21 protein-coding genes and 2 pseudogenes are annotated in these 24,892 nt (G+C 50.1%); 17 read left to right on the forward strand and 6 right to left on the reverse strand.

Annotation, left to right across the window (positions count from 1 at the left end; genetic code table 11):
• Positions 1-186 precede the first annotated feature (186 nt).
• The 5 genes and pseudogenes from CW734_RS05780 (at position 187) to CW734_RS05800 (ending at position 4,287) form a co-directional block, all read left to right on the forward strand.
• Positions 187-888 (forward strand): annotated as a pseudogene (locus CW734_RS05780) (potassium channel family protein).
• An 86-nt stretch (positions 889-974) separates the two neighbouring features.
• Positions 975-1,592: a reverse transcriptase-like protein gene (locus CW734_RS05785; RefSeq protein WP_332871018.1), complete on the forward strand. Its 618-nt coding sequence runs from the start codon at positions 975-977 to the stop codon at positions 1,590-1,592.
• A gap of 195 nt (positions 1,593-1,787) precedes the next feature.
• Complete coding sequence (locus CW734_RS05790) at positions 1,788-2,588, forward strand: DUF4397 domain-containing protein (RefSeq protein WP_101189819.1); 801 nt, start codon at positions 1,788-1,790, stop codon at positions 2,586-2,588.
• Positions 2,563-3,258, forward strand: a complete 696-nt coding sequence (locus CW734_RS05795) for a class F sortase (protein ID WP_101189820.1) — start codon at positions 2,563-2,565, stop codon at positions 3,256-3,258. The genes CW734_RS05790 and CW734_RS05795 overlap by 26 nt, the downstream gene beginning before the upstream one ends.
• Positions 3,259-3,483: 225 nt before the next feature.
• On the forward strand, positions 3,484-4,287 hold the full coding sequence (locus tag CW734_RS05800; RefSeq protein WP_101189821.1) for an ion transporter: 804 nt from the start codon (positions 3,484-3,486) through the stop codon (positions 4,285-4,287).
• Between the two features lie 48 nt (positions 4,288-4,335).
• Here CW734_RS05800 and CW734_RS05805 read toward each other — a convergent pair.
• Positions 4,336-5,215 (reverse strand): annotated as a pseudogene (locus CW734_RS05805) (LysR substrate-binding domain-containing protein).
• A gap of 198 nt (positions 5,216-5,413) precedes the next feature.
• Here CW734_RS05805 and CW734_RS05810 point away from each other — a divergent pair.
• Positions 5,414-6,733: a GntP family permease gene (locus CW734_RS05810; RefSeq protein WP_101189822.1), complete on the forward strand. Its 1,320-nt coding sequence runs from the start codon at positions 5,414-5,416 to the stop codon at positions 6,731-6,733.
• Positions 6,734-6,757: 24 nt separating this feature from the next.
• Complete coding sequence (locus CW734_RS05815; protein WP_101189823.1) at positions 6,758-7,534, forward strand: 3-hydroxybutyrate dehydrogenase; 777 nt, start codon at positions 6,758-6,760, stop codon at positions 7,532-7,534.
• A gap of 326 nt (positions 7,535-7,860) precedes the next feature.
• Here the strand turns inward: CW734_RS05815 and CW734_RS05820 are convergent, their stop codons facing one another.
• The 3 genes from CW734_RS05820 to CW734_RS19585 form a co-directional block, all read right to left on the reverse strand.
• Positions 7,861-8,637, reverse strand: coding sequence for an alpha/beta fold hydrolase (locus CW734_RS05820; RefSeq protein WP_101189824.1), 777 nt, complete (start codon positions 8,635-8,637; stop codon positions 7,861-7,863).
• Positions 8,638-8,717: 80 nt separating this feature from the next.
• Positions 8,718-9,086 carry a TVP38/TMEM64 family protein gene (locus CW734_RS05825; RefSeq protein ID WP_332871019.1) on the reverse strand — a complete coding sequence of 123 codons (369 nt, stop codon included), beginning with the start codon at positions 9,084-9,086 and terminating at the stop codon, positions 8,718-8,720.
• A 5-nt stretch (positions 9,087-9,091) separates the two neighbouring features.
• On the reverse strand, positions 9,092-9,277 hold the full coding sequence (locus CW734_RS19585; RefSeq protein WP_332871020.1) for a TVP38/TMEM64 family protein: 186 nt from the start codon (positions 9,275-9,277) through the stop codon (positions 9,092-9,094).
• 174 nt (positions 9,278-9,451) lie between these two features.
• On the opposite strand from CW734_RS19585, the gene CW734_RS05830 reads away from it, so the two are divergent.
• Together CW734_RS05830 and CW734_RS05840 are read left to right on the forward strand one after the other, a co-directional pair.
• Complete coding sequence (locus CW734_RS05830) at positions 9,452-10,534, forward strand: YkvI family membrane protein (protein ID WP_101189825.1); 1,083 nt, start codon at positions 9,452-9,454, stop codon at positions 10,532-10,534.
• 347 nt (positions 10,535-10,881) lie between these two features.
• The gene (locus tag CW734_RS05840; RefSeq protein WP_101189827.1) at positions 10,882-11,838 is read left to right on the forward strand and encodes a ketopantoate reductase family protein; all 957 of its coding nucleotides are present in this window, start codon (positions 10,882-10,884) and stop codon (positions 11,836-11,838) included.
• Between the two features lie 36 nt (positions 11,839-11,874).
• Here CW734_RS05840 and CW734_RS05845 read toward each other — a convergent pair whose 3' ends face one another.
• A complete protein-coding gene (locus CW734_RS05845) occupies positions 11,875-12,459 on the reverse strand; it encodes a biotin transporter BioY (RefSeq protein WP_101189828.1) in 585 nt (194 codons plus the stop codon).
• Positions 12,460-12,622: 163 nt separating this feature from the next.
• On the opposite strand from CW734_RS05845, the gene CW734_RS05850 reads away from it, so the two are divergent.
• The 7 genes from CW734_RS05850 (at position 12,623) to CW734_RS05880 (ending at position 21,099) form a co-directional block, all read left to right on the forward strand.
• The gene (locus CW734_RS05850; protein ID WP_101189829.1) at positions 12,623-14,233 is read left to right on the forward strand and encodes a glycoside hydrolase family 13 protein; all 1,611 of its coding nucleotides are present in this window, start codon (positions 12,623-12,625) and stop codon (positions 14,231-14,233) included.
• A gap of 21 nt (positions 14,234-14,254) precedes the next feature.
• Positions 14,255-15,127: an ROK family protein gene (locus CW734_RS05855; RefSeq protein ID WP_101189830.1), complete on the forward strand. Its 873-nt coding sequence runs from the start codon at positions 14,255-14,257 to the stop codon at positions 15,125-15,127.
• Between the two features lie 225 nt (positions 15,128-15,352).
• Positions 15,353-16,684 carry an ABC transporter substrate-binding protein gene (locus CW734_RS05860; protein ID WP_332871021.1) on the forward strand — a complete coding sequence of 444 codons (1,332 nt, stop codon included), beginning with the start codon at positions 15,353-15,355 and terminating at the stop codon, positions 16,682-16,684.
• A 76-nt stretch (positions 16,685-16,760) separates the two neighbouring features.
• Positions 16,761-17,621, forward strand: a complete 861-nt coding sequence (locus CW734_RS05865) for a carbohydrate ABC transporter permease (RefSeq protein ID WP_101189831.1) — start codon at positions 16,761-16,763, stop codon at positions 17,619-17,621.
• Complete coding sequence (locus tag CW734_RS05870; protein ID WP_101189832.1) at positions 17,621-18,436, forward strand: carbohydrate ABC transporter permease; 816 nt, start codon at positions 17,621-17,623, stop codon at positions 18,434-18,436. The genes CW734_RS05865 and CW734_RS05870 overlap by 1 nt, the downstream gene beginning before the upstream one ends.
• Before the next feature lie 13 nt (positions 18,437-18,449).
• Positions 18,450-19,469, forward strand: coding sequence for a LacI family DNA-binding transcriptional regulator (locus CW734_RS05875; protein WP_101189833.1), 1,020 nt, complete (start codon positions 18,450-18,452; stop codon positions 19,467-19,469).
• Positions 19,470-19,482: 13 nt separating this feature from the next.
• Complete coding sequence (locus tag CW734_RS05880) at positions 19,483-21,099, forward strand: alpha-glucosidase (protein WP_101189834.1); 1,617 nt, start codon at positions 19,483-19,485, stop codon at positions 21,097-21,099.
• Between the two features lie 87 nt (positions 21,100-21,186).
• On the opposite strand, the gene CW734_RS05885 is transcribed toward CW734_RS05880, so the two are convergent.
• Positions 21,187-22,470 (reverse strand): glucose-6-phosphate isomerase, encoded by a 1,284-nt coding sequence (locus CW734_RS05885; protein WP_101189835.1) that lies wholly within the window; start codon positions 22,468-22,470, stop codon positions 21,187-21,189.
• A 274-nt stretch (positions 22,471-22,744) separates the two neighbouring features.
• On the opposite strand from CW734_RS05885, the gene CW734_RS05890 reads away from it, so the two are divergent.
• Complete coding sequence (locus tag CW734_RS05890) at positions 22,745-24,763, forward strand: penicillin-binding transpeptidase domain-containing protein (protein ID WP_232787178.1); 2,019 nt, start codon at positions 22,745-22,747, stop codon at positions 24,761-24,763.
• Positions 24,764-24,892 lie beyond the last annotated feature (129 nt).

Genomic DNA, 24,892 nt, shown 5'->3' on the forward strand with positions numbered 1-24,892 from the left:
TTCTATCGGATATAAAGGATATTACCTTCCATTGTAGTACAAAGCGAAAGGCTGTGCCATTCGCTTGTTTCAGGAGTTGGAGAATGCGTCAATATAATCTAGAAGAAAGTTTGTCGGTCCTTGCTCGGTTAAATAAGCAAAACGGGGTGAAATCTTCGACAAAATGCCAAAGAGTAGCGTACTATTTTGGTAACGGGAAATCGTTCGAATCATGCAACGGAAAGTAGGGACAGACGTGAAAAACAAATAGTGGTAATCGGGCTTGGGCGCTTCGGAAGCAGTGTCTGCAAGGAACTTTACGGAATGGGGCACGATATCATGGCGATCGATTCCAATCCGGAAACGGTGAGTACGATGTCCGATTATGCGAGCCATACGGCAACAGCCGATGCGACGGATGAAGGCAGCCTGAAGTCGCTAGGTGTCCGGAACTTCGAGTACGCCATTGTCGCAATCGGCGATGACTTGCAAGCGAGTGTCTTGTGCACGCTCATGCTGAAGGAACTCGGTGTACCGAAAGTTTGGGTTAAGGCACGCGACCAGCAGCATCAAAAGATCCTCGAACGCATCGGGGCAGACCGCGTCATCCAGCCGGAATATGAAATGGGCGTCCGGACAGCACATCACATCGATTCCGAAAAGTGGTCGATTATATCAATCTATCGGAAAACTACAGCATCATCGAATTGGCAGCTTCAAAAAGTAATTGGCAAAACCCTCGGCGAACTGAATATCCGCAAAGATTATGGCTGCATGATTTTGGCGATCAAGCACGGCGAAGATGTCAATATCGCGCCGCTGCTCGAAGACCAAGTGGAAGCAGGAGATATTTTGATTGCGATGGGGCATAAAGACGACCTCAAACGCTTTGAAGACAAAGGGCTGTAAACAACGACAGCCCAATCGACGGATAAAGGCGGTGGCTCAATGAAAGTACGGATCGATTGGACGTATAAATCACCGAAAACAAAGTCGTGCAATTTCTCTCAGAAGAGCTTGGAGCAAACGAAGCGCTGATGGTGGCCGAGGACCTGGAACGCACAGGGCGCACCAAGCGACTTCAGTTTGCCGACCGGCATAACAGCAATTGGAGCGTCAAGGAACTGAAAAATTACGTCAAGGAAGTCGAAACGGAGCCGCATGACGTCATTGCCTATTACGATGGAGGCTTTGACCGCCATTCGAAACGAGCGGGACTCGGCTGCGCGGTTTACTTCAAGCAAAACGGCAAGGACTACCGGTTGAGAAAAAATGCGGTCATCGACGAGATCGACTCGAACAATGAGGCAGAATACGCAGCGCTGTCGATGGCGGTCCAGGAAATCGAATTGCTCGGCGTCCACCATCTGCCTGTCCGCTTTATCGGAGACTCGAGGACCTTGGTCAATCAGATGAGCGGTGAATGGGCAGTGCCGGAACAAAGCTTGGCAAGGTGGGCAGACCGGATCGACCAGCGCCTGGAAAAGCTCGGCATCCATCCCGAATACGAATTTGTCCCGAGAAAGGAAAACGCGGAAGCTGACCGTTTGGCAACACAGGCACTTGGCGAAACGGTGATTGAGAGCTTGATTGACTTGAATGCTGATAAATGAATAAATAATGGGTGGTTGCCAGGAATAAGGACTCCTGGCAACTTTTTCTATTCCACGTAAGTTTGTATCACTTTACATGCCAAATCACTCAAATTTATCAGAATAGTTAGATATCTATTGAAATTATCTTGTGTAGGGTGTATAAATGAGGTGTACAAAAGTTATACAAATACTATATGGAAAGAGGTTGGACACATGAAGAAGTTATCTGTCTCTCTTGTCGCAATGCTGGTGCTGTTTTCGCTTCTCGGATCTTTGGTCATGGCGGATGAACACGGTGACATGGCAAAAGTTCGGGTGTTGCACGCTTCACCTGATGCCCCTGCAGTAGATGTGTACGTCAACGGGGATTTAACGCTCGAAGAAGTACCATTCAAGACGGATTCCGGATATTTGGAAGTCCCGGCTGGAACACATGATGTAGAAGTATTCGCTGCAGGTACTGAATATGCAGCAGGAGAAGGCGTTTTGCAGGCTGATCTGGAAGTGGAAGCCGGTAAAGCTTATACAGTCGCAGCAGCCAACCTCTTGGAGTCCATCGAATTTGTAGTAGCTGAAGATTCCATGGAAGTCACTGAAGGCCAGGCGAAAATCCGCGTCGGCCATTTGTCCCCGGATGCCCCGGCAGTTGATGTTGGGATCATCGGAGGAGATGCGCTGTTCAGCGGAGCCGAGTTCCCGGGAATCACGGATTATGCAGAAGTAGCTCCTGACACGTACGACTTGGAAATCCGTTTGCCGGATGGCACACAAGTATTGCCGCTCGAAGGAACTGAACTTGCTGCAGATACTGTCTACTCTGTCTTTGCAGTCAACACAGTCGATTCCCTTGAAGTGATCGCCCTTGTCGATTACGAAGCGGCTGCATCGCCGGATGAAATGCCGACAACTGGACTTAGCACGCCTGAACAATCCCAGTCCATGTGGCTGCTGGTCGGTGGCGCGTTGTTCTTGGTAGCAGCTAGCGGGCTTGTGTGGAGAAAACGATTTCAATAAATTCGCATTGCTCCTCGCTGCCGTATTTCTTGCGGGATGTACGTCTGCCCCGCAAGATGAAGTGAGTATCCGCAGTGCGGAAGTCGGCTTTTCCGCCAAAGCGGAAGCGGCGATATCAGAACAACCGAAAGAAGCAGGGGAGGCGAAAGCCGCTGAGAAAGAAAAACCGGCGGCTGAGCCGAAGTCAAAGCAGGCGGGCAACCCGATCAATGAACTGAACCAGCCAGGCATCGCGCCAGAGACGCTGTCCATCCCATCCATTGGGGTGGAAGCGGATGTCACGCATCTCGGCGTGACCGATACGGGGGAAATGGCGGTGCCGGATAACGGCGAGGAACTGAGCTGGTTTTCTCCGGGCTACCGACCGGGCCAAAGAGGGCGGTCGGTCATAGCGGGACATGTCGATGATTTGGACGGCCCGGCTGTGTTTTGGGATTTGACGGAGCTCGAGCCGGGAGATGAGATTTTCGTCTCCGGCGACGATCGCGAGCTGCGGTTCAAGGTCCACACGATGGAGTCAGTGCCGCTCGATTTGGCGGATGTCGATTCGGTCTTCGGCTATCATTCGTCCCCCGAACTGGTGCTGATTACCTGCTCCGGAACCTATGATTATGACCGGGGCACGAGGGAAGAACGCTTGATCGTCTACGCCTCGCTTGTACAAGAATAGGAAAGCGTCTCCTTGGAGGCGCTTTTTTTTAGTGGCTGTTTAGGGTTCTGCTTTGCCGCTGAAGGAGATGCAGTCTGCGGCCGTCACATTTTCGCAACATTACCTGAGGGAGCGCCCGGCTGAAAAGCAACTTCCGCATAACTGCATGATATAATTGGAGGGAACTTTTTTGCGCGATGAGCGTATCGGTTACATAAGATTAAATAAGGAGTCGTCTATCGCCCTATGAAGGAATCACTGAAGCGGATCGTGGAAAGTGCGCGGTTCAATACATTCATCACTGTTTTGATTTTAATCAATGCCTTGCTGGTCGGCTTGGAGACCTATCCGTCAATTGCGGAAAACTACGGGTCATGGCTGTTGATGCTGGATATCATCATCCTGGCATTCTTCGCCTTGGAGATCCTCGCTAAGTTATTCGTTTACCGGGCGAAATTCTTCGGCAATGCATGGAATAATTTCGATTTCATCATCGTTGTCGGAAGCCTTATCCTCTATAATTCGCCATTCATCAGCGTATTGCGGATTTTTCGCGTGCTGCGTGTGCTGCGGACCGTGTCGACCATTCCGTCACTGCGCCGCGTCGTGACCGCCTTGTTCATGGCCATTCCGACCATCACGAGCGTCATCTTGCTCATGTCGATCATCTTTTACGTCTATGCGGTCATCGGCACATTCTTTTACGCGGATATTGAACCGGAATATTTCGGAGATCTCGGGCTTTCGCTTATCTCGCTATTCCAGATCTTCACATTGGAATCTTGGGCCAGCGGGATTTTCCGCCCGGTCTTTGAGTCTGAGCCATGGTCCTGGCTGTACTTCATTTCCTTCATCGTCGTATCGACCTTCCTGATGATCAACTTGATCGTCGGGGAAATCGTCAACAATGCGCAGAAGATTTCAGATGAAATCGACAAAGAGACGGCTGAACTTGAAGGCATCAAAGAAGACACATCGGAAATCGAAGACTTGAGAAAAGAGGTCGGCGAACTGAAAAGAATGATCCAAACACTCGTCGACCGGAAATAACCCTAAGCAAAAGAAGCTGCCTTCATGGGCAGCTTCTTTTTGTACGGATCAAACTTTCGGCAACTGGTTGACGAGTGTGATGAATTCGCGGGAGACATAAGGTACGTAGCGGTTTTTGGCCATGATGATGCCGAGCCGCCACGGGAATGTCTGGGTCAGGGAGACGGTTTTGAAGGGGCCGTCCTGTACGCGGTCGCAGATCAGCTTGGGCATCAACGTGACGCCGAGGTTTTCTCGACCATGCCGACGATGAAATCCCATTGCGAGCTCTCATAGGCGATTTTCGGCTCGAATCCTTCGCTCCGGCAAAATTCGACTGTCCGCCCGTTGAGCGTGAACTCCTTGCTGAGAAGCAGGAACGGATCGTTTCTGAAATCGATCAAATCGCGTGTTTCCTGGTTCGCGAGCGGATGGTCTTCGTGGACGAGCAGTTTGATTTCCTGGTCGACAAAGGGAACGACGTCAAAGCGCTCGGCGTCGACCGGGAGCATGACAAACCCCAAATCCACTTCGCCATCGGCCACTTTTCCTCCACTTTCTTTGCGCCGTCTTCGACCAGGATGACGGTGACATCGGGGTAGCGGGATTGGAACGCTGCGATGATCGTCGGGAAAAACAAGGTGCTGATGACCGGCGGCAAGCCGATTTTGATCTTGCCTTTATTCAAGTTCATGACGTCATACAGCGAAGAAGACAAATCGTCGAGGCTATTGACGATTTTCTGCGCCTGGATGAAGACGACTTCTCCGGCGTCGGTCAAGCGTACTTTCCTCGAAGAGCGGTCGAATAACGATACGTCCATTTCCTGTTCCAGGTTTTTGACCATCTTGCTGAGTGTCGGCTGGGTCACGTGAAGGGCTTGTGCAGCTTTTGTAAAACTTTGATGCTTGGCCACTTCGATGAAGTAGCTGAGCTGTCGGATATCCATGTGAATGCTCCTTATCTATAACTAATGTCTATGGAAGCTATTATTATTATTCATTTTACCTATCGATTTCTTCGTTGTATAGTATTAAAAGGTTTCAGGACTAAATATTTAGACAATTCATCTATGCTTTTCAGGGAGAAAAGTAAGCGTTTCCAATTTGTTAGAAAAACCGTAATACATTCAAAAGGGGGATTAATCATGTTAAGTATGATCGGAATGGTTGGAGGACTTATTCTATTGATCGTGTTGACGATGAGGGGCGTCAACTTGTTGATCGCTGGCCCATTGTCGGCATTATTCGTCGCGGTTCTCAGCGGCTTGCCGTTGTTTCCGCAATTAGTGGGGGAAGGGGAAGCTAATTTATTGTCGAACTATATGGGCGGCTTCTCCGGATTCATCACCTCATGGTTCCCGATGTTCTTGCTCGGGGCTATCTTCGGTAAGGTCATGGAAGATACAGGAGCGGCAGACAGCGTCTCCAAATGGCTGGTCGGAAAGTTCGGCTTGTCAAAAGCGGTGTTGGCGATTGTTATTGCCTGTGCCGTTCTGACTTATGGCGGCGTCAGCTTGTTCGTCGTTGCTTTCTCGGTTTACCCGATGGCGCTCAGCTTGTTCAAGCAAGCGGACCTGCCTCGCCGTTTTATCCCGGCAGCGCTTGCGCTCGGGTCTGTCACTTTTACAATGACTTCTGCAGGATCACCGGAGATCCAAAACTGGATCCCGATTGAGTATTTGAACACGAGCCCATACGCCGGCTGGGAAGTCAGCATTATCGTTGCAGTCTTTATGGCGGTATTCGGCTACTGGTGGCTGAAGCGCATGATCAATAAAGCCGTGAATAAAGGCGAGCGCTTCGAGGCAAGAGAAACTGACCCGCAATTGACGGACCGAGTATTGCCGCATCCAGTGACGGGCTTGATTCCGTTGCTGGTCGTTCTGGCCATTTCATTCATCTTCCACGATTCACTCGGCACTTCTGCCTTGATCTTGGCATTGCTCGGCGGCGTCATCACGACATACCTATTGAATATGAAATACTTCACGAATCTCGGCAAAGCATTGACCGATGGAACGATCGGCGCGTTGATCGCCATCGGCAATACGGCAGCGGTTGTCGGCTTCGGCGGCGTTGCAAAAGCAGTACCGGCTTTCCAAGTGGCAGTCGATGCCATGACAAGCATTCCGGGAAGCCCGTTGATCGGCGGCGCCGTGGCGGTCAGTGTCATCGCAGGCCTCACAGGATCCGCATCCGGCGGCCAGGTCATTGCCTTGCCATTGATTGCTCCTCATTACATCGACATGGGCGTCAACACAGAAGCACTTCACCGGACCATCGCGATTTCTTCCGGCGCACTCGATTCATTGCCGCATAACGGTTACGTCGTTACGACGATCCAAGGGATTTGCGGCGAGACCCATAAAGCAGCATACGGCGCTATGGGGGCTGTAACGGTGATCGTGCCGCTGATTGGGTTGGCGATTGCGATTGTACTGTTCACCTTAGGGCTAGGCATTTAATTTTTCACTTGGAGGGACTCCATCATGGTAGATAAGAAAGTGGTATTGATCACCGGCGCCGCGAGCGGCATCGGCTATGAAATCAGCGTGGATTTTGCCAAAGAAGGCGCAAAGATCGTGTTGACCGATATCAACGAAGAAGCAGTGCAACAAGCTGCGGATGAGTTGAAGGGGCAAGGCTTTGATTGCATCGGCATCAAATGCGATGTTACCAGTGAAGCAGAAATCAAAGCAGCTATCGATAAAACGGTGGAAACATTCGGTTCCTTGGATGTACTGATCAATAATGCGGGGATGCAGCACGTCTCGCCGATCGAAAAATTTCCGACCGAGAAATACGAATTGCTGATTAAGATTATGCTGGTTGCACCGTTTATCGCGACCAAGCATGCCTTCCCGATCATGAAGAAACAAGGCTTCGGGCGCATCATCAATATGGCGTCGATCAACGGTCTCGTCGGCTTCGCCGGGAAAGCAGCATATAATAGCGCCAAGCACGGCGTCATCGGCTTGACGAAAGTCGCGGCGCTAGAAGGCGCAGAGCATGGCATCACGGTCAATGCGATGTGCCCGGGTTATGTCGACACGCCGCTCGTGCGCAATCAGCTGGGCGATTTGGCGAAGACGCGCAATGTCTCGCTGGAAAAAGTGCTAGAAGAAGTCATCTACCCATTGGTTCCGCAGAAACGCTTGTTGTCGGTGCAGGAAATCTCCGATTACACGATGTTTCTCGCGAGCGATAAAGCCCTTGGCATCACCGGGCAGGCAGCGGTCCTTGACGGCGGCTATACAGCACAATAAAAGCACGGCGCATTTTGCGCCGTGCTTTTCAGAGTGTTGAAGAAGTCTATAAATCCATTACGAACTAGAATGGAGTCGTTTTTTCTACATTCAAAAATTAATGATCTGTCTAAGTATTTGGAGAAGCGTTCGCTCGACTCCTGTGGATTAGCGAGACGACCGAGACCCGCAAGGCGCATCGCGACTGAGGAGGCTTGGGCGCGAGCCCACGGAAAGCGAGCGATAAGCTTCGGAAAATACGGTTTCCTAAACTCTCGATGGCATGGTAAAGCACGGCGCATTTTGCGCCGTGCTTTTTGATTTTAATATAGTCTGTTAAATGAAACTCAATCGTCGAGAAAATTTTCGGCGATGCCGAGAAACAGGCGAGGCTGTTCGACGTTGGGGGCATGGCCCGAATGCTTGAATTCCATAAAGCTGGCGTGCGGGATGAGCTGCGCCGTCTCGCGTCCTTTGTCCGGTGGGTTCAATTCATCATAGCGTCCGCTGATGACCAAGGTTTCTGCTGAAATCTTCGAAAGTTCCGGGCGCAAATCAAAGCGCTCTAAGGCGTTTGACGCGATGCCTTGCTGCTCCATCGTCAGTTGGGGGCTATTTTGGGCCATTTTCTCCTGCCATTTCTTAACGGCCGTCAAGCGATGGAACATATAGGCTTGAGCTTTATCGAGCTTGTCGTGGATAGATAAGCCGTTAAACTCGTCTTCATGGCGATCGAATAATTCAGCCATGGATGATTGCTCGCCGTAGGATTTGGTGGCGACCAACAATAATTTGCGCACGCGTTCAGGGCGTCTCGCAGCCAATCCTTGTGCAATATAACTTCCCATGGAAACACCGATGACATCGACCGACTCCAGCCCCAGCTGGTCCAATAAAGCGGCGGCGTCTTCGATGTGGTTGTCGAGTGTATAGGAATCAGGTTTTGCCGAGTGGCCGTGACCTCTTGAATCGAGTGCGATAATGCGGCGCTTCGTACGGAAAAAATTGATTTCGCGGTAAAACATGGAGGAGCTGGTAGTTAATCCATGAAACAGGAGGAGCGGCTGGCCGCTTCCAATATCTTCGTAATACAGGCTAATATCGTTTTGGGTGAATATAGGCATTAGTTTCTTCCTCTCATCTCTATCTACTATTTTACTATACCTCAATAACACAAGCGCAAACGGGAAGCCGTCTGCGCTTGTCAGGTTTTGTCCAATTTATGCTTGCGGCTTTGCCATTTATCGATAAAGCTGAAAATCGCAGCGAGCAATAAGAACATGCTGAGGGTCGTATACCAAGGGAATTCCGAAATGGCTCTGCCGAAAGCGGTATAGAGGATAGCTGGAGCGATCAAACCAAGTGCGGAATAATACATGTATTCCCTGCGTGTATTGGTCATCTCCATCAAATAAAACGACAGAAGGTGAAAATGGACAAAGGGCATGACCCGCAGAATCATCACCTGGGAAACGGTTAGGTTGCGGTCAGGAAACCATTTGTCTTTCAAAGCGGCGAGTTTGGCACGGAAGCGCGGGAATTTATTGATCATCATATAAGAAATGAAACTCATCAGCGTCAATCCGATAAAAGACAGGATGGCGCCTTGGAAAACTGAAAGAAACCGCCTGCAATGCATACGGCGATCACCGGCAAAAACAGCAGCGGCCGGATCAAATGGAGCAAAATGAACAAAAGAGGCGCCCAAAGTCCCGCATGCCCAATGAAGTTTTCTATCGCTTGCTCGAACTCAGCCAAATCCACTGTTCTCCCCGCCTTTCAGCTTCTATTACTAATAAGGAAGAATAAGCGAAAAGGTCCGGAAAAGCAAGGATTTGTTTGATCCCCCCCAAATTAGGGGTATGAAAAATTATCTACATAAAACACATTTTGATAAGCATCTATGTTAACCATCATCAGGAAAAGGGAGAGGGTTTTATGAAAAGAAGCTTGAAAATAGCCAGTGCCTTCATCGGGATCGTTGTCGGCGCTGGCTTTGCGTCCGGACAGGAGATTTTGCAATATTTTACCAGTTTTGGCTATTGGGGTGTAGGCGGCGTCCTGGTCGCTACTGCATTATTCGGCTATATCGGGATGATTCTGACCCGTCTAGGAAGCCGTATGCAAACCACCTCACATGAAGACGTTGTCTACCGAATCAGCGGGAAATGGCTCGGAAAAGTGATCGACTATACATTGATTTTGACCTTATTCGGTATTTTAGTCGTTATGATCGCAGGAGCTGGATCGATATTTTCCCAACAATTCGATCTAGCGCCAGCATTCGGGCGCAGCATCATGATTGTATTGGTCATCGTGACCATCATGATGAACGTCAAAAAAGTCATCACGGTCATTTCCAGCATTACGCCGTTTTTGATTTTAATGGTAGTGGGCATCGCCATTTACAGTGTCATCACGATGGACAGCAGTTTCAGCGCACTCGACCCGGTTGCGAAAGAACAACTGTCCGCTACACCGAACTGGCTATTGTCGGCAATCAACTACGTGTCACTCGCCATCGCGCTTGGGGCATCGATGTCGCTCGTGATGGGTGGTGCCGAACAAGATGAGAAAGTAGCAGCCCGCGGCGGTTTGATCGGCGGGCTCGGTTTCGGCGTGTTGATCCTGCTCAGCTATGTGGCGATATTCGCGAAAGTGGATGTTGTCGGGGGAGCGGATTTGCCAATGCTCGCTATCGGGGATGATATCTCCCCAATTCTCGGAATCATCATGGCTGTTGTTATTTTTGCGATGATTTACAATACGGCTGTCAGCATGCTGCTGTCGTTCTCTGCACGGTTCACGGAAATCGGCACGAAGAAATTCCGGATTTTTGTTATCATTGCCGGATTGATCGCTTTTGCACTCAGCTTCGTCGGCTTCACTGCTTTGGTCAATTATCTGTACCCAGCAGTCGGCTATCTCGGCTTGCTGTTGATCGGGGCATTGATCTTGGCGGATATCCGCAAAGTTGGCAAAAACGACAAAGCCAAGCGCGACAAAGAAGCAACAAACTAAGAAAAGGCCTTCTGCCAAGCAGAAGGCCTTTTCTTAGTGTTGAAGAAGTCTATAATCCGTTATGAATGAAAAAGGAAATCACCATTTCTACATTCAAAAATCAATGTTCTATCTGAGTATTTGGAGAAGCGTTCGCTCGACTCCAGTGGATCAGCGAGACGACCGAGACCCCGCAAGCAGCGAAGCGGATGAGGAGGCTTGGGCGCGAGCCCACGGAAAGCGAGCGATAAGCTTCGGAAAATACGATTATTACGAGTTTTTGTCAAACTAAGAAAAGGCTTTCTGCCACGCAGAAGGCCTTTTTGGTATAGTGAAGAAAGAAAGTAGACATATATAGGAGGAATGGGATGAAGATTCTAATTGCCGGGGCCGGCGCGATGGCGTGTTTAGCTGGAGGCAAACTGAAGGCAAGCGGGGAAGAAGTGCGCTTATACAACCGCTTGAATCAACACGTGGAAGCCATCAATAAGCAAGGCTTGCGCATCGTCGAAAAAGATAATTCGGTTACGCAAATCGAGCTGGAGATTGTACAGGAGTTGAAAGCCGATGAGCAGGTGGATATCCTGCTCGTCCTGTTGAAAGCCCAGGCCAATGAAGCGGTGCTTGGAAAACTGCGCGGCAAGCTGGCTGAGGAGACGGTGATCGTCACGATGCAAAATGGCATCGGGAACGCCGAAACGATCCAACAATTGTTTCCGATGAATACGGTCGTCTCCGGAACACTTGGCCATGGCGCGAGCGTTGAACACGATGGCACAATTCTGCATAGGGGCTGGGGCATAAACTATTTGGGCAATGTCGAAGAAGAAGCTGCCAGCGAGAAACTCAAAGCTTTTGCCGAAAAATTGAGTACAGCGGGCATGAAAACGGAAGTGTCGGCAGACGTCAACGCCGTCATCTGGAATAAATTATTCGTCAATGCCGCTTTCAACTCCGTGACCGCCCTCACCCGCCTGAAGAACGGCGACATCCTCAATACGCAGGAAGGAGAAGACTTGCTGCGTGCGGTCACGGCAGAAGCGGTGCTCGTCGCCCGTGCGGAAGGGGTGGATGCGGACGCAGAAGCGGTCGCAGAGGAATGCCTGAGAATGGGCCGCCAGGATATCGGCGGCAATAAATCATCGATGCTCATGGACATCTTGAAGAAGCGCCAGACCGAAATCGAAGTCATCAATGGCGGCATCGTGAAGCTGGGGAAAAAACACGGAATCGAAACGCCCGTCAATGCCAGCTTGGCTGGGTTGATCCGCATCATCGAACAGAATTACAAGCTGCGCGTCGACGAATCGAGCGTACAAAAATAAGCCAGTTGCCGGGATTCCGGCAACTGGCTGTTCCTGTTAAGGCAAGTATTTCTTGATGATGGGCTGCATCCGGAAGCCGAACAGGCCGGCAAAGACAGCGAGCAGCACATCTTTTGGAAGAGGCACCGCCATCCAAGCCCAAGCCATCCCGTAAGTAAAGCCTTCCGGCGCGGCAAACCATAGTTTATAAGCGGCATACATCCAGTTGGTGCCGAACACGTAATTGATCGCTGTCGCTACAAGAGCTGCGAAGATAAACCCTTTTTTTGAAGGCATTTTTTCTGCAATCCAACCTGCTGCAAAAGCGGTAAAGATATAAGATAGGATAAAGCCGAATGTCGGCGAGATCAATGTGTCCATACCACCTGAAAACTTGGCGAAGACCGGGACGCCGGCAAGGCCGATTGCGGCATAAACGATCATCGCAGCAGCGCCGAGACGCTTGCCAAGCAGAATGCCGGCAAGAACTGCGAAGAAGGTCTGCAAGGTGATCGGCACGCCCCCGACGATCAGGAAAGAGGAAATATTGGCGCCGATCGCCATGAGCGCTGCGAACATGGCGATGTGAACGAGTGTTAAGGTACGCGAATGATTGCTGGATCTGGTTATTGAAGTTGTCATGAAAATCCTCCACTTCGTATGTACTAAAACCGAGTATAAAGAATGAGTTATTTTAAGTCAACTTATTTTTATAAAAGGTTTACTTAAAAAGTTCTGTGTTTCTTTTCCAATTTTCCGTATGATAAAAAGAAATGAATGAATCTTCAGGAAAGCAGGCGAGACTATGACGGAGTGGTGGAAAAAAGCAGTGGTGTATCAAATTTATCCGAGAAGTTTCATGGATTCTGATGGCGACGGGATTGGCGACATCCAAGGGATCATCCGCAAGCTGGATTATCTGGCGGAGCTCGGCGTGGATGTGTTATGGCTCTCCCCTGTCTACGATTCCCCGAACGATGACAATGGCTACGACATCCGCGATTACCAAAAAATCATGCAGGAGTTCGGGACGATGGACGATTTCGACCGGATGCTTGACGGAATTCACGAACGCGGGATGCGCCTTGTCATGGATTTGGTGGTCAATCATACTTCTGACGAACACCATTGGTTCACGGAACGGCCTGAATATTACATCTGGAAAAACCAGCCGAACAATTGGCGCTCTTTTTTCAGCGGATCGGCGTGGCAATTCGATGAAAAGAGACAGCAATACTATCTGCACCTGTTTTCCAAGAAACAGCCGGACTTGAATTGGGAAAATGAAGAACTGCGAAATGAAGTGTATAAGATGATGCGCTGGTGGCTGGATAAAGGCGTTGACGGCTTCCGCATGGACGTCATCAATATGATTTCCAAAGATCAGGATTTCCCGGATGGCATCGATGGCGATGGCACACCACACTTCTTCAACGGGCCGCGCGTCCATGAGTTTTTACAGGAAATGAACAAAAAAGTGCTGTCCGATTACGATATCGTCACAGTCGGCGAGATGCCAGGCGCTGCGACGGAAGACGCCAAACTGTATACGGGTCCAGGGCGCAATGAATTGAATATGATTTTCACTTTCGAACATATGAACTTGGACCAGGGACCGAGCGGGAAATGGGAGCTCCAGCCGCTGCGCCTCACGGATTTAAAAGAAAACCTGGAAAAATGGCAAGTGGAGCTTTATGAGAAAGGCTGGAACAGTTTGTATTGGAACAATCACGACCAGCCGCGCATCGTCTCGCGTTTCGGGGATGACGGCCAGTACCGTAAACAATCGGCGAAAATGCTTGCCACTTGCCTTCATTTCCTGCAAGGGACGCCGTATATTTACCAAGGAGAAGAACTTGGCATGACCAATGTAGCGTTTTCGTCGATCGATGATTACCAGGATATCGAGACTTTGAATATGTATAAGGAAAAGCGGGCACAAGGTATTCCGCACGAAGAGCTCATGAAGGCGATTCACGCAAAAGGACGGGACAATGCCAGAACGCCGATGCATTGGAACGCTTCTGAAAACGCCGGCTTTACCGATGGGGAGCCGTGGATCTCAGTCAATCCGAATTACCCGGAGATCAATGCAGAAAACCGTCATGAAGCGGATTCAGTATTCGGCCATTACCAAAAATTGATCGCGCTCAGAAAAGACTTGGCAGTCATCACAGAAGGCGATTTCAACTTATTGCACCGTGAGGATGAAGAGATTTTCGCCTACACACGCAATACGCCGGATGAGCAATTGACGGTTTACTGCAATTTTTCCGAAACGCCGCGTGAACTGCCAATGCCAAAGGGCCAAGTGTTGATCGGGAATTACACGCCGCAGGAAAATCAGGATGTAGTGTTGCTCGAGCCATATGAAGCTGTATGCTTTTATGATGGCACCAGAAAAATGGATGAATGAGTTTAAGGAAGGATGGAGAGAATGAGTAAAGTAATCGGAGTAGACATTGGGGGAACGAAAATCCGCATGGGGGTCATCGATGCAGAAGGGCGGATACTCGCAGAGCGGCAAGTGAAGACGGAGTTTCCGCTGTATCCGCATTTGGAGCGTCAAGTGCTGTTGTTTTTAGAGGAGCATCCTGACGTGTCGGCAATCGGCATCGGAACGCACGGGTTTGTCGACCCGAAAGAAGGGCGCATCGTTTTTGCGGGCGACATGCTGCCAGGATGGACTGGGACAGAGGTCAAAGCGCCACTCGAACAAGCGTCAGGGCGACACGTGGAAGTGGAGAACGATGCCAATTGCGCGGCGCTCGCTGAAGCGAAATTTGGCGCAGCACGGGGGCTTGGACGCGTTGTATGCATTACGCTCGGCACGGGGCTTGGCGGCGGCATCATCTGGGACGGCAAGCTCTTGAGCGGCGGCCCGCACGGCGGGGCTGCAGAACTGGGCCATATGATCTTGTATCCAAACGGTTCACGCTGCGCTTGCGGCCGGCTTGGCTGTGCAGAGCAATACCTGTCGGGTACGGCCCTTGTGCGCCGCATCAAGGAAACGGGGCTTTCGGTGACGCCGCCAGAATTATTCGAACTGGCTGAAACAGATGCCCAAGCGCAAAAGCTGGTCATTGACTTCACCGAGGACTTGGCAATCTACATCAGCAGCTTACAGGCGATCTTCGATATGGACATGCTCATCATTGGCGGTGGTGTATCGGAATCGGCCTCTGCATGGATGGATGAACTAAAGCGCCAATTGGCGGAAGTGCTATTGAATCCATTACCGGTGGAAGTGGCACAATTCGAAAACGATGCCGGCATGCTTGGGGCAGCGCTGCTCGTTTTGGAGAAATAAAGATAAGAGTTCAAGGTCCTGAAGCCTGAGCCATGCCCGAGTGAAAAGGCTGGCGCAGGCCGTGAAGGGTGCCGGTTGACTATAGATTGCTTGCACGACATAAAAACAATTGAAATATTTTAAAATAGATTGCGCAAACGTTTTCATTGTGATAATCTGTTAATAATTATTAGTTGGAAACGCTTACCAAGGAGTTTCCATTTTTCTGCTCTATCGTGCAATCGTTTGCACAACAACTCAAAGGGGAGTTCAAGTGAAGGAATTAAAGTTCAGCAAGGGGTTATTGGCATCTGTTTTACTATCAGCGGGGCGCTTGCAGCATGCAGTTCAGGGGATGAAGGATCAACGGCAGAAGGCGGCGGCGAGCAAGTGACCGTCGATATCTTCCAATTCAAAGTAGAGTTTAAAGACCAGTTTGAAGATGTCGTCGCACAATACGAAGAAGAAAATCCTGATGTCAACATCGAAATCACGACAGTCGGCGGCGGAGAAGATTACGGCGCTGCGCTTCGTTCCCGTTTCGCTTCAGGCAATGAGCCGGCGATCTTCAACATCGGCGGGCCACAGGACGTAACGGACTGGAAAGATAACTTGACTGACTTGTCCGATACAGGCGCAGCGGATGCAGCACTCGAGGGCACACTAGACGGCGTGACAGTCGAATCGGAAGTGCTCGGCTTGCCGTATAACCAGGAAGGCTACGGATTTATCTACAATACACGCTTGTTCGAAGAAGCTGGAATCGATGCCGCCTCTATTACGGATTATGCGAGCTTAGAAGAAGCGGTGAAAACGCTTGATTCGAAAAAAGAAGAACTCGGCCTTGAATCGGTCTTCGCGTTGCCAGGAAAAGAGACGTGGGTGACAGGGCTTCATTTGTCGAACACTTTCCTCGCGCCTGAATTCGATAATAATGTCTTGACGGCATACGATGCAGATACAGTGGAATTTGAATACGGCGAAGGCTTCAAGAAAATCCTCGATTTGCAAAACGAGTATTCGAAGCAGCCGACTGTGAGCCTCGACTATTCACAGCAAGTTGAAGAGCTATTTTCGCTTGAACGTGTGGCGATCATCCAACAAGGAAACTGGGTTTACGGTTCGATTGCAGGAATTGACCAGGAACTCGCAGATTCAGGTGTTGGCATGATGCCGATCCCAGTTGAAGGCTTGGAAGATGGCGGATTACCAGTCGGCGTGCCGATGTATTGGGGCGTCAACTCGAACCAAGACGAAGAAGTCGTAACGGCAGCAAAAGATTTCCTTGATTGGCTATACACGTCCGACACTGGGAAAACAGCTGTTTTGGAAGACTTTAAATTCATCCCGGCATATGAAGGTTATGACACATCCAAAATCACCGATTCAATGTCCAAAGCGATCTATGATGCTTCAGAAGCTGGCGAAACAATCGGTTGGGTCTTCATGGGCTATCCGACTGGATGGGGCGAAGATGAACTCGGCGCGAACATCCAGAAATACTTGAGCGATGAAGCGAGCTGGGACGAAGTGGTCGATTCAGCAAAAGCGGCATGGGAAACGAGCCGTGGGGAGTAATTTGTCCATCAAACCAGAGCAGCCATTGTGCTGCTTTGCTTTGTTTCAGGGTTTAAATAGAAAGAGAGGCTAAACTATGCGTACACGGGATCTTTCCTATTGGTTATTTTTAGCGCCTGTATTGTTGGCGCTGGCACTTGTCGTCGTCGTGCCGATGCTGCTCGGGCTTTTCTATTCGTTCACGGCATGGAACGGCATCCAAACCGGCGAATTTGTCGGCTTCCAGAATTACTTGAACTTATTTAAAGATGAGCGCTTCCTCGATTCGCTTTGGTTCACGACGAAATTCTCGGTCATATCTGTTATTTTGATCAATTTCATCGGACTGTCACTCGCTTTGATCGTCACATCGAAGATCAAGACGAGCAGCTTGCTGCGCACGACTTTCTTCATGCCGAACTTGATCGGCGGCTTGATCCTCGGGTTCATCTGGCAGTTCATTTTCCTGAAAGTGTTCGCGAGCGTCGGCGAAGCAGTCGGCATGGAAAGCTTGCAGGCATGGCTGTCGACGACCGAAACCGGGTTCTGGGGCTTGGTCATACTGATGAGCTGGCAGATGGCCGGCTATATCATGGTCATCTACATCGCTTATTTGGAAGGCTTGCCGAAAGAGTTGATCGAAGCGGCTGAAATTGACGGCGCATCGACCGTACAGCGCTTCCGCTACATCATCTTTCCGCTTGTTGCCCCGGCGTTCACAGTCAGTATGTTCTTGACTTTATCGAATACATTCAAGCTGTACGACCAGAACTTATCGCTGACAGCGGGCGGCCCATACAATTCGACGGAAATGGTCGCCATGGAAATTTTCAAGACAGCGTTTGTGCAAAATGCCTTCGCCTATGCTCAGGCAAAAGCGATCATCTTCTTCCTGATCGTCGCTATTATTGCACTCGTTCAAGTGTATATCAATAAACGCCGGGAGGTCGAAATGTAATGCGCAACCGCTGGAATATAAAAGTTGAAGTGCTCGGCGTCGCACTGGCGATTCTATGGCTATTGCCTTTTTACTTAATGTTCGTCAATTCCTTCAAATCAAAAAAGGAAATTTTCCTCGACACGACGAGCCCTCCGGAAGCGTGGAGCTTCGATAACTACATCGTGGCATTTCAGGAACTCGACTTTCTCAGAACTTTGTTCAATTCTTTATTGATCACCGTTGTCAGCGTCGTGCTCATCGTCTTGTTCTCGGCGATGGCTGCTTATGCGTTGTCGCGAGCGAAAAGCAAGATATCCACATTCTTGTTTTTCCTGTTTGTCTCGGCGATGCTCATCCCGTTTCAATCGGTGATGATCCCGCTCGTCACGGTATTCGGCCAGTTCGATATGCTGAACCGCGGCGGATTGATTTTCATGTATATCGGTTTCGGTGCGAGCCTGTCGATTTTCCTGTATCATGGTGCTTTGAATAATGTCCCGAAATCGCTCGATGAAGCGGCGAAAATCGACGGGGCGAACCGTTGGCAAGTGTTTTGGCATATCATTTTCCCGATCCTCAAGCCGATCACTGTCACGGTCGCCATACTCAATATCATCTGGATCTGGAACGATTACCTGTTGCCGTCGCTGGTCATCAATACGACCGGCAGTGAAACGATTCCGTTGAAGATGTTCTTCTTCTTCGGCGAATATACGAAGCAATGGCATTTGGCGCTTGCGGGACTTACGCTGGCGATCATTCCGGTCATTATCTTCTATTTCTTTGCGCAGCGCTCGATTATCAAAGGTGTCTCGGATGGCGCTGTAAAATAAGGGGGCAATCGCAATGGCAATTACAATTAAAGATGTCGCGAAACTGGCGGAAGTTTCGCCGGCGACAGTTTCTAGGGTTATTGCGGATCATCCGAAGATCACCCCGAAAACAAAGCGCAAAGTGCGAAAAGCCATGGAAGAGCTCGGCTATTACCCGAATTTCCAGGCACGCAATTTGGTAGCGAAAAAAAGCAAAGCGATCGGCGTCATCATGGAAAATTCCACGACGCTTGCTTTCCAGAATCCATTCTTCCCGGAAGTGTTGCGCGGCATTTCCGTCAGTGCCCATCATAGCCAGTACGGTCTGTACCTGTCGACAAGCGCGACTGAACAGGAAATCTATGAGGAAGTGGTGGCGATGACACAAGGAAAACGCGTCGATGGCGTTATCTTGCTGTATTCGAAAATTGATGATAAAATCTTGGACTACCTACTGGCAAATGGCATTCCGTTTTCAGTGGTCGGGCGGCCATACACGCGCCCGGACGCCATCTCCTATGTCGATAATGATAATGTCGCCATTGCGAAAGAAGTGGTGGGCCATTTGATTTCACTGGGCCACCGGGACATTTCATTCGTCGGTGGCGCATCCGATTTTATCGTGTCTTCTGACCGTTTGAGTGGCTACCGGCAAGCGCTGGACGGAGCGGGGATCCCGTTCACTCCAGATTATGTGGTCACACAGGAAGAAATGGAAGGACACGAACAGCAGGCGATCCGCAACTTGATGGAACAAAAAAATCCGCCGACAGCCATCGTCACGCACGATGACCTGGTCGCCTATGAAGTGATCAGTTATCTGGAAGATTTGAATATTGCCGTGCCTACCGATGTGTCAATTGTCGGGTTCAACAACCATGCTTTGTCGAGCCATTTAAAGCCGCCGCTCAGTACGGTGGATATTTCGATTTTTGACCTTGGAATGGAAGCGGCGAATCTGGTATTGGAAAAAATAAACGATGACAATGCCCCTCCCCGGAACATCATCGTTCCGGCAACATTGATCGAAAGAGGATCTTGTCAAAGTCTTTGAAAGGAACAAGATTATGAACAAAACATGGTGGAAAGAAGCAGTGGCGTATCAAGTCTATCCACGCAGCTTCAATGACTCAAATGGAGACGGCATCGGGGATATCAACGGTGTCACGGAAAAACTGGATTATTTGAAAGAACTGGGGATCGATGTCATCTGGCTCTGCCCGATGTATAAATCGCCGAATGACGATAATGGCTACGACATCAGTGATTACCAGGAAATCATGGATGAACTCGGGACGATGGCTGATTTCGACCGTTTGCTCGATGAAGTGCACGCGCGCGGCATGAAATTGATCATCGACCTAGTCATCAACCACACGAGCGATGAGCATCCGTGGTTTTTGGAATCACGCTCGTCACTCGATAACCCAAAACGCGATTGGTATGTTTGGCGCGACCGCCCGACGAATTGGGAAAGCATTTTCGGCGGCCCGGCATGGGAGTTCGACGAGAAGACGGGGCAATATTATTTGCACATTTTCTCGAAAAAGCAGCCGGATTTGAACTGGGAAAATCCGGAAGTTCGCAAAGCCTTATATAAAATGGTCAATTGGTGGCTGGATAAAGGCATCGACGGGTTCCGCGTCGACGCGATCAGCCATATCAAGAAAGATTTCAGCGATCTGCCGATAGAAGAGGGCAAGCCATGGGTGCCGGCATGGGAAAAAATGATGAATGTCGATGGCATCCAGCCGTTGCTCGCTGAATTGCGCGATGAGACATTTGCGAAATACGACATCATGACGGTTGGGGAAGCGAATGGGGTCTATGCAGAAGATATCGATGAATGGATCAGCGAAGAAGACGGCAAATTCGACATGGTGTTTCAATTCGAAGATTTGACGCTTTGGGACAATGATGTCAAACAAGGGATTAACGTCAATGATTTGAAAACCGTCTTGACGCGCTGGCAAAAAGCGGTCGACGGCGTCGGCTGGAATGCGTTGTTTATCGAAAACCACGACAAGCCGCGCGTCGTCTCGACTTGGGGCAATGACGGGGAATACTGGCGCGAAAGTGCGACAGCGCTCGCTTGCATGTATTTCTTCATGCAAGGAACACCGTTCATCTATCAGGGCCAGGAAATCGGCATGACCAATGCGCCGTTTGAGGAAATCCATCATTATGACGATGTCCATACGCATAATTTGTATTTCTATAATTTGGCGGAAGGCATGGAACATGATGCGATCATGACTTTATTGAAATCGACAAGCCGCGACCATTCCCGCACGCCGATGCAATGGAACGCAGCAGAAAATGCCGGATTCACGACAGGCACTCCGTGGCTGCAGATGAACCCGAATTTCGAATGGCTCAATGTCGAAAGCCAAAAGCAGGATCCGGCATCCGTTTTGTCGTTCTATAAGCAAATGATCTTCCTGCGCAAAAACATGGATGTGCTGGTCTATGGCAGCTACGATTTGGCCGAGACCGATTGCGAAGATGTTTACGCTTATACCCGTACGCAAGGGGAGGAACAAGTGCTCGTCCTTTCGAACCTTGGAAGCACCACATGCACTTGGCTGGAACCGGAAGGCGCAGAACTGCTGCTGGCCAATTACCACGACCGTGACTTGCATCAATTAAAGCCGTATGAAGCACGGGTGTACAAGCTCGCTTAATGGTTGTGCAACAGGAATATCCATTTTTCTATTGAAAAACGCTTTTCCCGATTGGCCAAAAGGCTGTTCGGGAAAAGCGTTTTTTTTTTAGAATCCTGGTTTTTTCAAGAGCTTGAAGATATTGTTCTTGTATTCTTCGACGCCCGGTTGGTCGAACGGGTTGATGCCGAGAAGGTACGCGCTATACGCGCAGCTCAGCATGTAGAAATACAGCAAATGGCCGATCTGGGATTCGTCGATGCGGTCCACGGTCAAGCTCAATTGCGGTACGCCGCCTGACAAATGGGCGTTTGACGTGCCTTTATGGGCGATATGGTTGAATTCCTGCAAGGACAAGCCGGCGATATAATTCAATTCGTCGCCGTCTTCAGGCGTTTCGAAAATCTCCAAATCTTGCTGTGCTTCTTTTACCAGCAGGAAGGTTTCGAACAAGTTGCGCTGCCCGTCCTGAATGAATTGGCCAAGCGAGTGCAAGTCAGTCGTGAAGACGACCGATGCCGGGAAGATGCCTTTTCCTTCTTTACCTTCGCTTTCGCCGAATAATTGCTTCCACCATTCCTGGACGAATGATAGCTTCGGCTCGAAAATGGCGTTCACTTCTGTCGTATAGCCTTGGACATACAGGTGATGGCGGATCGCAGCGTATTGCATCGCTGGGTTATTGTCAGGGCCCGCCTCCCGGTAAGTCGTTTCCGCTTCTTTTGCGCCGTCCAGAAGCTGGCGGATCGAATGTCCGGCAGCAGCAATCGGCAACAGCCCAACTGCCGTGAAGACGGAGTAGCGCCCGCCGACATCATCCGGCACGATAAAGCGTTCATAGCCTTTTGTTTCGGCCAATTGGCGAAGCGCCCCTTTTTCAGCGTCGGTCGTCACGATGATGCGTTCCGCCGCCACGTCGCCGTAGCGTTTTTCCATATACTCGCGCAGGAAACGGAACGCGATGGCCGGTTCAGTCGTCTTGCCGGATTTGGAGATGACATTGACGACCACTTCCTTGCCTTCTAAATGGGCAAGCAATTGCTTCAAGTATTCACCGCTCACTTGATGTCCCGCAAACAGCACTTCCAATTGCTCGTCTTTCGGGAAATAAGGCGATAGCGCAGAAAGGACGGCTTTTGCCCCTAGATAGGAACCGCCGATTCCGATGACGATCAAAACGTCGGCTTTTTCACGGATCGCTTTGGCAGTGTCTTCGATTTTTGCCAGGAAATCTTCCGGCAATGACGAAGGCCAGTCGAGCCAGCCGAGGAAATCGGAGCCGGCTCCTTTTTTCGCATACAGATCCTCCTGGATTTGCTGCAAACGTGTTTTCATTTTGAGATCTACTGCAGACTCAATGGCTTGTGAATATGTTAAGTTGATCATAAGCATCCTCCTATTCTATGATTACTGATTTTACCATAGTGGAGGAAATGAAAGCATATCCGGCAAGAAAAACTGAAAAGCTTTGAAACCGAGTGAATCGGGTTTGCTTCGGTGCCACTTATTGGTAAAATAAAAAGAAACTTCAATTAGCTTGGGTGTTTCACGCAGTTAATGAAGTCAGACTGGCTATTTTTTTGCGTCCTATTAATTTTCCGCTTAATTGAGGGAGATTTGGGGCAATGCAAGAGCGTTAGCTAGAAAGCTACAGGAGGTCATCGAAATGAAACGATACATAGCAATAGCAGCGGGTGCAGGGGTACTCGCCATGGCAGGATGCCAACCGCAGCCGACACCGGAAGATCGATTGAGTGAATACGTCGGCCATTGGAATGAGCAGGAGTTCACTGCGATGTATGAAGACTATTTGACGCAAGGCTCGAAAGAAGCGTTTCCCCAAGAAGCGTTCGATGAGCGGCAGCAGCAATTGATTGAGGACCTCGGCATCGAGAATCTTGAAGTCAGCTATACCGCGCAGGAAGATGCGGAATGGGACGAAGCGGAGCCGGCCGAGTTTCCGCTTACTATCACGATGGAGACGCTTGCCGGGCCGGTTGAATTCGACCAGAAGGTCTCGTTGATCCATGAAGAGCAGGAAAGTGGAGAGAACTGGTTTGTCGAATGGGACCCGTCATTGATCTTCAAGAATCTTGAAGAAGGCGATGAAGTCGCAGTGCTGACTGAAGCCGCTGAGCGCGGGGAGATTGTGGACCGTGAAGGGCGCGGCTTGGCTATCAATGGCACCGGCTATAATCTTGGCGTGGTGCCGGACCGGCTGGAAGGAGACAGCGATATAGCTGAGGCTGCTGAACTTCTTGGGTTGACGGTGGAATCGGTTGAAGAAAGCCTGAACCAAAGTTGGGTTCAGCCGGATCAATTCGTGCCGCTGACAAAAGCGTCGAAATCAGCGGAACAACTGATTGCTGATGTGGAAGCGAGCGATGTCGTGACCTATCAGGAAACGGCGATGCGTGAATATCCGTACGGCGAAGCATTCGGCCATTTGACCGGCTATATCGGTTCCATTACGGCCGAGCAATTGGAAGAATTAAAAGGCCAAGGCTACGGGGCGAATGACCTGATCGGCCGCCAAGGCCTAGAACGGCGCTTGGAAGAACGCCTGCGCGGTGAGAGCGGCGCACGCATCCTGATCCAAAAGCAGGAAGAAGGAGCGGAAGATATCGTCCTCGCTGAACAGGAGCCGACAGCCGGAGAAGATGTCGAATTGACCATCGACGCTGAATTGCAGACGGCCGTCTATGATTCGATGCAAGGGGAACCGGGAAGCGCTGCTGCGGTATCGCCTGAAAACGGCGAAACTTTGGCACTCATCAGCTCTCCGGGATTTGACCCGAATGAATTCATCGCAGGCATCAGCGGAGAGCGCTACACGGAATTGTCGGAAGATCCGTTGAATCCGCTATTTACGCGTTTTGCCGCAAGTTATGCCCCAGGGTCGACCATTAAACCGGTGACAGCGGCGATCGGCATGGAAGCGGGGAACGCTCGACCCCGAGCAAGGGCTCGAGATCAACGGGCAGACTTGGCAAAAAGACAGTTCATGGGGATCGTACCGAGTATCCCGATTGCATCCGGAAGCGCCAAACCGATTGATTTGAATCGTGCGCTTGTCTACTCGGATAATATTTACTTTGCAAGACAGGCACTTGAGATGGGTTCAGAAACTTTGATTGACGGCCTGGCTGCCTACGGTTTCGGAGAGGAATTGCCGTTTGCCATCGAGCTGGAAAGTTCACAGATTTCCAATAACGGGACTCTCGGATCCGAAGGGCAATTGGCGGATACATCGTTCGGCCAAGGGCAGATGCTCGCCAATATCCTGCATCTCGCCTCGGCTTACGAACCATTCCTCAACGGCGGCACGATTTATGAGCCGACGCTTTACGCCAGTGAAGAAGCTGGGCAAGTGTGGAAAGAAGGCTTGATCAGTGAAGGCAATGCGGCTGTGCTTCAAGAGAACCTCCGCAATGTTGTCACGGACGGCTACGCTAAATCAGCCGATATTGACGCTGTTCCGATTGCCGGAAAAACCGGCACCGCTGAATTGAAAGGCGCTCTCGGCGAAGAGGGGCAAGAGAATGGCTTCTTCGTTTCCTATCACGCTGAGCAGCAGGACTTCATTTTAGCGATGATGATCGAATCGATCGAAGACGATGGCGGCAGCGATTACGTCGCAGGCTTTTCCGCCAATGCCATGGAACAGTATTACTTGAATAATTGACCGAAACCGTCCGCATCTCGCGGGCGGTGTTTATTATGGAAGCAAAGAGGAATTTCATGGAAAAAGGCGTATACTATATAAAAAAACAACGGTTGCCAGCAGTTATTATGAGCACATCAATTCCGCAAC

Source organism: Planococcus sp. MB-3u-03, from assembly GCF_002833405.1.
In the GTDB taxonomy this organism is placed as follows: Bacteria; Bacillota; Bacilli; order Bacillales_A; family Planococcaceae; genus Planococcus.